Origin of the sequence: Leyella stercorea DSM 18206, assembly GCF_000235885.1 — a bacterium.
Taxonomy (GTDB): Bacteria; Bacteroidota; Bacteroidia; order Bacteroidales; family Bacteroidaceae; genus Prevotella; species Prevotella stercorea.
Genome location: NZ_JH379474.1, coordinates 73,117 through 85,979, shown reverse-complemented (window position 1 = coordinate 85,979; position 12,863 = coordinate 73,117). Strand labels below are relative to the sequence as shown.

Annotated in this window: 9 protein-coding genes and 3 tRNA genes (1 of these 12 running past the window's edge); 3 read left to right on the top strand and 9 right to left on the bottom strand. The window is 48.0% G+C overall.

Translation table 11 applies throughout. The features are described from left to right. Window positions 1–128: 128 nt before the first annotated feature. The 7 genes from HMPREF0673_RS12900 to HMPREF0673_RS12870 all read right to left on the bottom strand — a co-directional run bounded on the left by HMPREF0673_RS12900 (window position 129) and on the right by HMPREF0673_RS12870 (window position 8,802). Window positions 129–202: transfer RNA gene (locus HMPREF0673_RS12900), tRNA-Arg, on the bottom strand. A 102-nt stretch (window positions 203–304) separates the two neighbouring features. Next, window positions 305–2,104 carry a DEAD/DEAH box helicase gene (locus HMPREF0673_RS12895; protein ID WP_007903328.1) on the bottom strand — a complete coding sequence of 600 codons (1,800 nt, stop codon included), beginning with the start codon at window positions 2,102–2,104 and terminating at the stop codon, window positions 305–307. 23 nt (window positions 2,105–2,127) lie between these two features. Further along, on the bottom strand, window positions 2,128–3,366 hold the full coding sequence (locus HMPREF0673_RS12890; protein WP_007903327.1) for an LptF/LptG family permease: 1,239 nt from the start codon (window positions 3,364–3,366) through the stop codon (window positions 2,128–2,130). Continuing rightward, complete coding sequence (tgt, locus tag HMPREF0673_RS12885; protein WP_007903326.1) at window positions 3,367–4,494, bottom strand: tRNA guanosine(34) transglycosylase Tgt; 1,128 nt, start codon at window positions 4,492–4,494, stop codon at window positions 3,367–3,369. Next, entirely contained in the window at window positions 4,491–6,947 is a 2,457-nt protein-coding gene (lon, locus tag HMPREF0673_RS12880; protein WP_007903325.1) for an endopeptidase La, read from the bottom strand. Before lon ends, tgt begins: the two co-directional genes overlap by 4 nt. 81 nt (window positions 6,948–7,028) lie before the next feature. Next, window positions 7,029–7,721, bottom strand: coding sequence for a tRNA1(Val) (adenine(37)-N6)-methyltransferase (locus HMPREF0673_RS12875; RefSeq protein WP_007903324.1), 693 nt, complete (start codon window positions 7,719–7,721; stop codon window positions 7,029–7,031). Window positions 7,722–7,770: 49 nt separating this feature from the next. Beyond that, window positions 7,771–8,802: a diacylglycerol/lipid kinase family protein gene (locus tag HMPREF0673_RS12870; RefSeq protein ID WP_007903323.1), complete on the bottom strand. Its 1,032-nt coding sequence runs from the start codon at window positions 8,800–8,802 to the stop codon at window positions 7,771–7,773. A 180-nt stretch (window positions 8,803–8,982) separates the two neighbouring features. Between HMPREF0673_RS12870 and spt the strand changes: the two genes are divergently transcribed. Then, the gene (gene spt, locus HMPREF0673_RS12865; RefSeq protein WP_022430164.1) at window positions 8,983–10,173 is read left to right on the top strand and encodes a serine palmitoyltransferase; all 1,191 of its coding nucleotides are present in this window, start codon (window positions 8,983–8,985) and stop codon (window positions 10,171–10,173) included. A 135-nt stretch (window positions 10,174–10,308) separates the two neighbouring features. On the opposite strand, the gene HMPREF0673_RS14425 is transcribed toward spt, so the two are convergent. Next, window positions 10,309–10,452 (bottom strand): hypothetical protein, encoded by a 144-nt coding sequence (locus tag HMPREF0673_RS14425; RefSeq protein WP_007903314.1) that lies wholly within the window; start codon window positions 10,450–10,452, stop codon window positions 10,309–10,311. A 10-nt stretch (window positions 10,453–10,462) separates the two neighbouring features. Beyond that, window positions 10,463–12,520 (bottom strand): molecular chaperone HtpG, encoded by a 2,058-nt coding sequence (gene htpG, locus HMPREF0673_RS12860; protein ID WP_007903313.1) that lies wholly within the window; start codon window positions 12,518–12,520, stop codon window positions 10,463–10,465. Between the two features lie 179 nt (window positions 12,521–12,699). Between htpG and HMPREF0673_RS12855 the strand changes: the two genes are divergently transcribed. Beyond that, window positions 12,700–12,773: transfer RNA gene (locus HMPREF0673_RS12855), tRNA-Pro, on the top strand. A gap of 60 nt (window positions 12,774–12,833) precedes the next feature. Next, a tRNA-OTHER gene (locus HMPREF0673_RS12850) sits at window positions 12,834–12,863 on the top strand; it runs 39 nt beyond the window's last position.

Genomic DNA, 12,863 nt, shown 5'->3' with positions numbered 1-12,863 from the left:
TTGTTAAAAACACAACAATATTATATGAGCCCTTTATATACGCTTCGTTCTGTGCCCTTTATATGACAAGAATATTATGTGTATATAGCAAAAAAAGAGGATATTACGTGAAGTAATATCCTCTTTTGTGACTCCGGCAGGATTCAAACCTGCAACCTTCTGATCCGTAGTCAGATGCTCTATTCAGTTGAGCTACGGAGCCTCCTAATATTAAGCAATTAGGCTTGTTCCTTAATTGCGAGTGCAAAGGTACGCATTTATTTTGAAACTCCAAAATATTTGCGCACCTTTTTCGTGGTTTTCTTTAATTTTTCTTCTTTCCGAGCGACTTTAGCCAGTTTAATGGCTTTTTAAGGATAGTTGTAAGTGTGGTTGGCTGTTTTATTGCTGGCACATTGGGAGTGGATTTTGCTGTGGTGCTCTTTCCATTCTCCTTTCTATCCTGCTTGCGATTCTGATTTGAACGGCGTGAAGCGTTGTCCTTACGCTGGCGACGTTGCTGATTGTTGCGTTTTGTCTGTCCGCCCTCACGGTTAGGTTGTTCGTTGTTTTGCTTTGCCTGTTCGCCATCACGTGCAGCACGCTCATTGCGTCTCTTAGCGTTATCGCCCTTGTTATTGTTTGCATTGCTTTCTTTGGCTCCATTCTCCGTTTGCTGATTGTTGCCGCCTTCTGCATTGGCAGGCTTGCGGTTCGGCTTGCGTCTGCGCTTCTTTTGCGTAGTGGGTTGTGTGCCGTCCGGAGTAGTTGTTTCTGCAACGGTCTCTTGAGCATTTGTGGTCTGTGGCGTTTCTGTAGCAGAAGTCTCGTTATTGTTCTGCTCCTTTACGCTGTTCTTCTTTCTGTTGTCGCGGCGTTTGTTGTTGTCGCCATGCGATCCATTGGTTTTAGAGTTGTTTCTTGGGCGTTTTTCGTCGCGTCCCTTTCCGCCTCTGCCTCTTGAGCGTGGTGCGTTGTAGTCAGGAGTCTCGCCGAGACCTTCGGGCAGTTCGTTCTTGTCGACAACACGTCCGAGAAATTTCTCTATTTGTTTGAAGCTGCTGATTTCGTCTTCGCTTACGAATGTGATAGCGATGCCGTCGCGTTGTGCTCGTGCAGTACGTCCTATACGGTGGACGTAGTCTTCTGGGTCGTGGGGCACATCGAAGTTTATGACCATGGCGATGTCGTCGATGTCGATGCCGCGAGCCACGATGTCAGTAGCCACGAGCACGTCGATCTGTCCGGTCTTGAACTTGTAGAGGATGTCATCGCGTTCTGCCTGCTCAAGGTCTGAGTGCATCTCGCCAGAGTTAATCTTCATCTGCTGCAGTGTGCGGTTGATAGCCTTCACCTTTTGCTTCTTGCCCGAGAATATTATTACGCGGTTGAGGTCGCCTTTGCGGAACAGGTCTTTTACGATACCTATCTTCTGTGTTTCGTAGCAGACGTATGCGCTCTGTTTGATTTTCTCTGCAGGCTTGCTCACTGCAATCTTTACCTCTACGGGGTTTTTCAGCAGACTTTTTGCGAGTTCTTCAATTTTTTCGGGCATTGTAGCCGAGAACATGATAGTCTGGCAAGTGGCAGGCAATTTGCTTGCAATCATTTTGATATCCTCAGAGAATCCCATGTCGAGCATTCGGTCTGCTTCGTCGAGAACGAAGAAGCTCACCTTGCTAAGGTCGGCAGAGCCGAGAGAGATGTGGCTGATAAGGCGTCCGGGCGTGGCTATGACCACATCGGCACCCATCTGGAAGCTCTTCAGTTCCTGATCGTAGCGGTTGCCGTCGTTGCCACCATACACAGCCACGCTGCTCACGCCGTTGAGGTAGTAGCCGAAGCCCTGCATAGCTTGGTCTATTTGTTGTGCGAGTTCGCGTGTCGGGCTCATGATGACGCAGTTGATGGCATCGTGCGGATAGCCACCGTCGTCGAGTTTTGAGAGTATGGGGAGGAGATAGGCTGCAGTCTTGCCCGTACCTGTCTGCGCCACACCAAGGAGGTCACGACCTTCGAGGATAGGCGGAATACATTTCTCTTGTATTGGTGTGCACTGATCAAAGCGCATATCATATAATGCGTCGAGCACATTGTCATTGAGTTGTGTTTCGTCGAAATACATATTATGTTATGGGTTTTATTTTTTTAATTAGGGGCTTTTTTATAGCAGAAATACGCAACGATTGCAAAGATGAAGTTCGGAATCCATGCAGCCAAAATAGGTGGCGTATTGGCATTGATGGCAAATGTAGACGATACTGTTTGTAGCATGATATAGCCGAAGCTCAAGGCGAGTCCCATGCCGAGATACATGCCCATTCCTCCTTTGCGTTTGCGCGATGATAGCGACAGACCGATGGTGGTCAGGATGAACGATGCGAACGATGAAGCTATTCGTTTGTGGTATTCCACTTCGTATTGTACGACGTTGCCGTTACCGCGATTTTTTTGTTTGCCGATATACTCTTTCAGCTCCGGATTGGTGAATGTTTCTTGTTGTCCCTTCGAGTAAACGAGGTCGGTTGGTTCCATCTGTATGATGGTGTCGCGCTTTGTTCCGCTTGTGATATGTTCGCGCAGTCCGCGCAGCTCACGTATCTTCCAGTTGGAAAGAGTCCAATGGTACTTTGAGTCGGAGATGGTGTCGTACTGGATATCCATTGCCGTAAGATGGCTCACGAGTTTCTTGTTCTCAAACTTGTCGAGAGAGAAGCCATATCCGCATTTTTGATTGTTGTCGTAATGCTGTATGTACGCAATAGTGCCTTTGTCCACTTGCAGCATAACGTTCTCTGCCGATGTGTTCTTCTTTTTGTTTTTGTACATAGTCTCGAAGTTCTGTCTTATCACCGTACCGTGTGGAATGACGTATGCACTGAGGAAGAACGAGAGTGTAGAGATGAGTACGCACGAAATCATGTAAGGTCGCATGAGGCGCTTGAACGAAACTCCTGCAGCAAGCATGGATATGATTTCGGAGTTTGAAGCCAGCTTGGATGTGAAGAAAATTACCGCAATGAATACGAATAGCGGACTGAACAAGTTGGCGAAGTAAGGCACGAAGTTGGCATAATAGTCAAATACGATAGCCTTTAGCGGTGCGTGGTATTGCGTGAACTTTACGAGGTTCTCGTTCACGTCGAACACGATACTGATAGAGATGATCAGTATGATAGAGTAGATGTACGTGCCGATGAACTTGCGTATGATATACCAGTCGAGAATGCTGATATAGTGGAATGGGTTTATCACGTTCAAGACACGGAGAAAGCGCAGCTTGTGGCATAACCATGCCCAAGCTGTGCGTATTCCTTTGGTCTTTCTGCGTACTGTCTGCTGCAGATGTAGCAGTTTGTGTAAACGCCTGATGTTTTTTATCTTCATTTAAATTCTTCTTCCGAGGTTGTCTATAACGCTTGCTTTCCATTGTACGAAGTCGCCTTGCTCAATATGTTTGCGTGCGTCAGTGACCAGTCGTAGATAGAAAGCCAAGTTATGAATGCTCGCAATCTGCATAGCCAACAACTCCTGGGCTTTGAAGAGGTGGTGTAGATAAGCCTTCGAGTGTATGCGGTCGATGTCGCATCCGTCGGGGTCGATTGGCGAGAAGTCCTGCTCCCACTTCTTGTTGCGTATGTTTATTGTGCCCTCGTAGGTGAAGAGCATCGCATTGCGTCCGTTGCGGGTAGGCATCACGCAGTCGAACATATCCACGCCGCGTTCTATTGCCTCAAGGATGTTCTGCGGTGTGCCCACGCCCATGAGATAACGCGGTTTGTCCTTCGGCAGAATCTCGTTCACCACCTCAATCATTTCGTACATCACTTCTGTCGGTTCACCCACAGCCAATCCGCCGATGGCGTTGCCGTCAGCTCCCTTATCGGCTACGTGCTTCGCCGCTTCACGACGCAAATCCTTGTACTTGCAGCCCTGCACGATAGGGAAGAGGCTCTGGTTGTAGCCGTAGAGGGGTTCTGTCTCGTTGAAGCGCTTGAAGCAGCGGTCGAGCCAGCGTTGTGTGAGTCCGAGACTCTTCTTGGCGTACTCGTAGTCGCTTTCGCCTGGAGGGCATTCGTCGAATGCCATCATAATGTCGGCTCCGATGATACGCTCCGTATCCATCACGTTCTCCGGTGTGAAGATATGCTTCGATCCGTCGATGTGTGAGCGGAACTCGCAGCCTTCCTCACGCAACTTGCGTATGCCGGTGAGTGAGAACACTTGAAAGCCGCCAGAGTCGGTAAGTATCGGACGGTCCCACGTGTTGAACTTATGCAATCCGCCAGCCTTTTGCAGAGTGTCAAGACCTGGGCGCAGGTAGAGATGATAGGTGTTGCCTAAGATAATCTGTGCCTTCACCTGTTCGCGGAGTTCGTTGAAGTGTACTCCCTTCACAGAGCCAACTGTGCCTACGGGCATGAAGATAGGGGTCTTTATCTGTCCGTGGTCGGTGGTTATTATACCAGTGCGAGCGTCGCTACACGGGTCGGTATGTTGCAGTTCAAAAGTCATTCTTTCGTTTCTTCTTCAATTTTAAAATTAATCGGATTGTCTACAATCTCATCAGTGAGCGCAAACTTCCACACATCTTGTACATTCTCGACGTAGTGGAACTCCACACCCTTGCGGTACATCTCAGGAATTTCCTCAATGTCCTTGCGGTTTTCCTGGCACATTACGATGTCGGTGATGCCGGCACGCTTGGCTGCAAGAATCTTCTCCTTGATGCCGCCTACCGGCAGAACCTTTCCGCGGAGCGTTATCTCGCCTGTCATGGCTGTGTTCTTGCGCACCTTGCGTTGTGTGAGAGCCGAGGCAATAGACGTAGCTATCGTGATGCCTGCCGACGGACCGTCTTTCGGCGTTGCACCTTCTGGTACGTGGATATGTATGTTCCAGTTGTCGAAGATGCGATAGTCTACGCCGAGCGTATCGATGTGAGCCTTTACGTATTCGAGGGCAATGACAGCCGACTCCTTCATCACGTCACCGAGATTTCCGGTCAGTGTCAGCTTGCCCGTCTTGCCCTTGCTGAGCGATGTCTCGATGAAGAGAATTTCGCCGCCCACGCTTGTCCATGCTAAGCCCGTAACGACACCTGCATAGCTATTACCTTGATATATGTCGCGATAGAAAGGTGCCTTGCCGAGCAATCCCTCAATCTCGTTAGGTGTAATCTTTTCGTTTACGTCGTTGTCGAGTGCCTTCTTGTAAGCAATCTTACGCAGAGCCTTGTTCACCTGCTTCTCCAATTGGCGCACACCGCTTTCGCGAGTGTATTGCTCAATCACTCTCTCTATGGCTGCCTTTGTGAATGTAGGCTTCTCCTCGTCCTTGTCCAATCCGCAGTTTTCTATTTCACGCGGAATGAGATGGCGTTTCGCTATCTCAATCTTCTCCTCCGTTATGTATCCGCTCACTTCAATAAGTTCCATACGGTCGAGCAGCGGACGCGGTATAGTGTTGAGGTCGTTGGCGGTTGCTATGAAAAGCACCTTCGAGAGGTCGTAGTCAACATCAAGATAGTTATCGTGGAAGGCGTTGTTCTGTTCAGGGTCGAGCACCTCAAGCAAGGCTGATGACGGGTCACCATTGACGGTGTTCTGTGTCACCTTGTCAATCTCGTCGAGGATAAACACGAGGTTTGACGAACCTGCCTTCTGTATGTTCTTGATAATTCTGCCAGGCATGGCTCCCACGTAAGTGCGGCGGTGTCCGCGAATCTCGCTTTCGTCGTGCAGACCACCTAATGACATGCGTACGTACTTGCGCTTCATGGCAGCAGCAATACTCTTGCCAAGTGATGTCTTGCCGACTCCCGGAGGGCCGTAGAGGCAGATGATGGGCGACTTGAGGTCGCCGCGCAACTTCAGTACAGCCATGTATTCGAGAATGCGTTCCTTCACCTTCTCCATGCCGTAGTGGTCGTGGTTGAGCACGCGCTGGGCACGTTTCAAGTCAAGGTTGTCCTTGGTGTATTCGCCCCAAGGCAGTGCGATCATCGTCTGCAGATAGTTGTACTGTATGCTGTATTCTGGGCTCTGCGGGTTGAACATGTCCAGTTTGTCAAGCTCCTTGCGGAAGAGTTTTGCCACATCCTCCGACCAGTTCTTCTTAGCTGCTTTCTGCTCAAGCTCCTTGCGTTCCGGTGATCCTTCGCCTCTGCCCAGTTCCTCTTTGATGTTTTTTATCTGCTGCTGCAGGAAGTATTCGCGCTGTTGTTCGTCGAGATCTTCGCGAGTCTTCGTGCGAATGTTCTGTTTTAGTTCGAGTAACTGTATCTCCTTGTGCAGCACCTTCAGTGTCTTGATGACACGTTCCTTGATAGAACTTGTATAGATAAGTTCGGCTTTGTCGGCTATGTCGAATGGCAGGTTTGTGCAGATGAAGTCTACTGCGATTACATCATTCGAAATGTTGTTCAGTGCAAACTGCGACTCATCAGGCAAATCTTCGTTCTGTCGGATGTATTCCGTAGTGGTAGAACGCAAATCTTCCATTGCCGTGTTGAACTCCTTGTCGTCTGCATCAGGCAGTTCCTCCATGGCTGGTGATATTTCGCCCATCAAGAAAGGCTTGTTAGCGGTGAGCTTGTTCAGTCGGCAGCGTCCTAAACCTTGGATGATTGCGGTGATGTTATTTCCAGGTCCGGGCAGTTCGAGTATCTTCACGAGGCGTGCGTACACTCCATACTCAAAGAGGTCTTTGGTGTCTGGGTGCTCAACTTCCTGGTCGTGCTGGCAGAACACGGCAAAGCTCGCATCCTGAGTCTTGCGTATATGGTTGAGCAGATTAAGACTTTGTTTTCTTCCAATGATTACGGGAGTAATCACTCCCGGGAACATTGCCATGTTACATGTGGCAAGAATGGGCAGTTCGCCTTCTATGTTTACGTTGAACAAATTTGAAATATCGCCGTCATAATCGGCTATCATCTGTATTGAAGTACTCGTTCTCTTATTCATATCTCGTTAACTGTGTATCGGGGGCGTGTGTATTTCCGTGCAAAGTTACTTAAAATTCTGCTAATGAGTGAATTTTTGTTGTTATTTTATATAGAAATCGGCGGTCAGTTGTGCGTACCATTCTGATCTTGAACCATCAATATCTTGTAGGCACACTTCCTTCATTTCTCTCTCGCATTTGTGGTCTGCGTGGTGGAATGCTACAAGGTGGCGTTTGGGCTGTTTGCGGGGAGTGGTGCGCACAATGCATTGGCGCGACATGGCAAGTCCTGCCTTGTATGCCTCGGCAATGAATGCTTGTAGACATTCGGTTGGTATGATGGCACTGAACTCGCCGTCGGTATCGAGCAATGCTTTCACGGTAGCGAACAACTCGCAGTATTTCAGCGCGCAAGCATGTCTTGCTGTAGAGCGTTGTGCGTTGGGGTTGAGCAGACTATCGATGAAAAACGGAGGGTTTGATACGATAGCGTTGTACTTGTCTTGGGTGGAGTGGTGTTGTATCGCTGTCTCCACTATCTTTATACGGTTTGCAAACTCGGTGTTGCTAACGTTTTCGTATGCTTGTAGAGCTGCGTCATGGTCAATCTCTACGGCATCAATGATGGCATCAGTATAGCGTTGCGCCATCATCAGTGCAATGAGTCCGGTGCCAGTACCAATGTCAAGGATGCGTTTGCCGCCATTTGCCCATGAACCAAGTAGTACGCCGTCGGTACCAACCTTCATGGCGCAGTGGTCTTGGTGGATTACAAACTTTTTGAAAGCGAACATTTATGATTGTACGATGTTGTTGTGGAAGTCTTAACGCCTTCGCTGTTGTTTACAAGTCGAATTTGTGCTGTACGGCTTTACTCCATTGTTGCAGTTTTAGTCGACTCTTGCTTATTTCTTCGCGTATTATGTTTATCTCGTTGAATAGTTCTGTGGCTGCGTTCTGTAGGGCATTCGGCTTTCTGAGATTTCGGTCAGCTTGTGAGTTTACCACAATCTTAATGCCTTTTGGCTTCAACTCTACGTCGATATCAGCACCCGTCATAACTGGGTCGCCGTCGTAATGGATAGCTCCTGGTGAGTGGCGATGCACGCATAGTTTCTTGCAGCGGAATGTCTTAATCTTCGAGTTGTTCTTATCGAGTGTTTTGTTGAACATCTCAATGCTGATTTGTGGGGCGTCAATCAGTCCGAATGGCTCCATGATGATAACATCCATTAGTCCGTCGCTCATAGACGCTTGTGGTGCGATGTATGCGTTGTTGCCATATTGTGATGCGTTGGCGCACGATATTAAGAAGGCTTTGTGCAGGCTCGTCTCGTCGTCAGCCATCACTGTGTATGTCTCAGGTTCGTACTTCAAGCCTTCTCTAAGTACATTTTCAATGTATGTTAGCGGACCGCGTTTGCCAGCTTCTGCGAATTTTAGACTGATGAAGGCATCAAAGCCCATGCCGCATGTGCAGAAGAATGGGTATCCGTTGATGATGCCATAGTCAAGATCGCGTACCTCAAAGGTGTTTAATATTTCTATCGACTTCTTTACATTAATAGGTAGCTGTAGGTGGCGTGCAAGTCCGTTTCCCGAACCGCATGGTATTATGCCAAGTGCGGTGTTGGAGTGTACGATGGCACGTGCTACCTCGTTGACAGTGCCGTCGCCTCCGACTGCCACTACCAAGTCGACGTTTGCGTCTTTCGCCTTTGATGCAATCTCTGAAGCATGGCCAGCATATTGAGTTATTGCGATTTCATATTCGAACTTCTCTTTGTCAAGAAGTTGCTCAATCAGTTCGGGGATGGCAGCTTTGTCAGATGTGCCAGAAATTAGATTGATTATGAAAATGGCTTTTTTCTTCATATTTATTGATGCTATAAATAAGGCACAAAGATAATAAAATAATGTTATAAGTAAGGTTGTGGTTTGGTGAAAAATACCAAAAAGTCATATTTCTTATGAAAAACGTGCGTGTTTAACATATTTTTTGTACCTTTGCACCTTGGAAATAACAAAATTGAAATATACCTATTTAATATTATAATGGGACAGTTACAAGAAAAGTATAAAAGCTATCGTCTTCCGCAGAAGTACATGGCGGAAGGTGTTTATCCCTATTTTCGTGAGATTACGAGCAAGCAGGGCACAGAAGTAGAAATGGGCGGACACAAAGTTCTGATGTTTGGCTCAAATGCTTATACTGGTCTTACTGGCGATCAGCGCATCATCGATGCTGGTAAGGCAGCTCTTGATAAGTATGGTTCTGGTTGTGCAGGTAGTCGCTTCCTGAATGGTACGCTCGATATCCACGTGCAGCTTGAGAAAGAACTCGCAGAGTATATTGGCAAGGACGACGCTCTTTGTTTCTCTACTGGTTTCTTTGTAAACAGTGGCGTTATTCCTGCAGTTGTTGGTCGTGGCGACTATATCATCTGCGACGACCGCGACCATGCCAGTATTGTTGACGGACGTCGTCTGTCGTTTGCAACACAGCTCCACTACAAGCACAACGATATGGAGGATCTTGAGCGCGTGCTGAAGAATCTTCCAGAGGAGGCTATCAAGCTCATCATCGTTGATGGTGTGTTCTCAATGGAGGGCGATCTCGCAAATCTGCCAGCTATCGTGGAACTGAAACACAAGTACAACTGCTCTATCATGGTTGACGAGGCTCATGGTCTTGGCGTATTCGGCAAGCAGGGTCGTGGTGTTTGTGATCACTTCGGCTTGACAGACGAGGTAGACCTTATCATGGGTACATTCTCTAAGTCGATGGCTTCTATCGGTGGCTTTATTGCTGGTGACAAGGATACAATCAACTGGTTGCGCCACTCTTGTCGCACCTATATCTTTAGTGCGTCAAACACTCCGGCTGCCACCGCTGCCGCTCTTGAGGCGCTTCACATCATTCAGAAAGAGCCGGAGCGCATTGATGCCCTTTGGAGAGTCACACGTTACGCACTTCGTCGTTTCAAGGAGGAGGGCTTTGAGATTGGTGAGACAGAGAGTCCGATTATTCCGCTTTATGTTCACGATGTTGAGAAGACATTCGTTGCGACAGCTAAGGCCTTCGAGTATGGTGTGTTTATCAATCCGGTTATTCCGCCGGCTTGCGCACCGCAGGATACGCTTGTTCGTTTTGCACTCATGGCTACCCATACAGAAGAACAGGTGGAACGTGGCGTTCAGATTTTGAAGCGCGTGTTCAAGGAGTTGGATATCATTAAGGATTAATATCTGCGCTCTAATAATATTTTAGTAAGAAGTATATTAAACTATATAATAAAGAAAAGGCAGGCTGTCCGTGTGGATAGCCTGCCTTTTTATTTCTGTCAGTTGCTGTTGTTTGCTGATAGCGCAGCGACCTCTTTAGCAATCGCGCTGTGGAAACATGGTTATAGTAGCATTGTTTTGATCCGCATCGACCGATGCAGACATCTGCGTCGGTCGATGCGGACATCTGCGCCGGTCGATGCGGATGACAAACTCTGCTGTTACGTTGTTTGTTACCAAACAACAATAATTACTTAATCAAATCAACTGAACGCTTCAAGAACGAGTCGAGTGCAGCACCTTTCAACATGCCGTTCTGCAGCAATGCAAGGTCGATGAGCTGATGTACAACCTTGTTGCCTGCTGCGTATGTGGCGATGATGTTGTTCTTCTTGGTGCGCTGCTCCTTAAGGGCACTCTCTGTGTTCTTCACATCGTCCTTTTCTTCCTGAGAAATCTCCTCCTGCTTCTTGCCATTCTGGCTCTGGTGCAATGCCGCGAGGCGTGCTTCGAGTCCTTTAAGCTCGCTCTCAACGGGCTGCAACTCTGTGGCGCAAGCTGTCTTGCCGTCTTCGAGAACCTGCTTAATGAGCGGATGGTCGCTATTAAGTACGAGATTGAATGTGTCGGGCATTTGTGCGTAGAATGCCATGCCGGCCTGGAATTTGCTTGCCTCTTTCATTCGGCGCATATACTCGCTCTGTGTGATGAGTACCGGCAGAGTATGTTCGCCGAGAGCCTGCACGTCTACGTAGAACTCGGTCTTTTCCATCTTCGGCAGCTGTGAGCGGAATGTCTGCTCCAGGTTGTCTTTTTCGTCCTTTGCCAATTCGCTTTCTTTCTTGTCGTCTTTCTGTATGAGGCGGTCGACGATGTCGGCATCTACACGTGAGAAGCGTGTCTTCTCCAACTTCTGTTCGAGCATTGAAACCATTGGGTTGTCGAGTTGTCCGTCAAGCAATAATACGCTGTAACCCTTAGCCTTGGCTGCCTCGATGTAGCTGTATTCGCCTTCCTTGTCGTTGGCGTAGAGATAGACGAGATTGCCTTCCTTGTCGGTCTGGTTGTCCTTGATGAGGGTTTGGTACTCCTCGTATGTGAAATACTTGCCATCTACGTCCTTCAGCAGCGCAAAGTCCTTTGCACGGTCGTAGAAGTCGTCCTGCGAAAGCATACCGTAGTGGATGAAAATCTTCAAGTCGTCCCACTTTTCCTCGTAGTCCTTGCGATTCTCCTTGAAGATTGCAGCGAGGCGGTCTGCCACCTTCTTTGTGATGTATTTTGAAATCTTCTTTACGTTAGCATCACTCTGCAGATATGAGCGGCTTACGTTTAGCGGAATGTCCGGTGAATCGATTACACCATGGAGTAGGGTGAGGAACTCTGGCACGATGCCTTCCACCTGGTCGGTCACGAACACTTGGTTGCAGTAGAGCTGAATCTTGTTGCGCTGCAGCTCGATGTTCGACTTGATGCGTGGGAAGTAGAGAATGCCGGTGAGGTTGAACGGATAGTCGACGTTGAGGTGTATCCAGAACAGCGGCTCGTCCTGCATCGGGTAGAGTGTGCGGTAGAACGACTTATAGTCCTCATCCTTCAGAGTGCTGGGAGTCTTTGTCCACAGTGGCTCCACATTATTAATAATATTGTCTTCGTCGGTTTCCTGCTGTTTGCCGTCCTTCCACTCGGTCTTCTTGCCGAAGGCTACTGGTACAGCCATAAACTTGCAGTACTTGTTTAGCAGTTCCTCTATCTTCTGCTTTTCGAGGAACTCCTTGCAGTCGTCGTCGATGTGCAGTACGATGTCCGAACCGCGGTCTGTCTTCTCTACGTCCTCAATCTCAAACTCTGGACTACCATCGCAGCTCCACTTTACGGCCTTTGCACCCTCTTTGTAGCTGCGTGTGATGATGTCCACCTTCTTGCTTACCATGAACGAAGAGTAAAAGCCCAAGCCGAAGTGACCGATGATTGCGTTAGCGTTATCCTTGTATTTGTCGAGGAAGTCGGTTACGCCAGAGAACGCAATCTGATTGATATATTTGTTAATCTCCTCCTCGGTCATACCGATACCTCGGTCGCTGATGGTCAGTGTGCCTTTCTCTGTGTCGAGACTGACGCGAACGGTAAGGTCGCCCAATTCGCCCTTGAAGTCGCCGCGTTCGGCAAGCGTCTTCAGTTTCTGTGTTGCGTCGACAGCGTTAGACACCATCTCGCGGAGGAAAATCTCGTGATCTGAGTATAAAAACTTTTTAATGACAGGAAATATATTCTCTGTCGTTACTCCAATATTGCCTTTCTGTGCCATAATATGAGTTTATAGTTTTAATATTGATGTTATTTTTTTACTTGTAACTATAAAATCTAAATAACAAATAGTGTGCCACAATGAAAAGTCGGTGGTTGTTGGTGGAATGTGCAAAAAACTTGCTTGAAATTTTGCGTATGTAAAAAAATAGTTATACCTTTGCACTCGCAATTTGAGAACGGGGTGTAGCGCAGTCCGGTAGCGCGCCTGGTTTGGGACCAGGTGGTCGCAGGTTCGAATCCTGTCGCCCCGACTTCTCTCTGATTGTAAACGTTGGTTTATTGTGTTAGAAACTATAGGCTAATTCAGCAAACGGGGTGTAGCGCAGTCCGGTAGCGCGCCT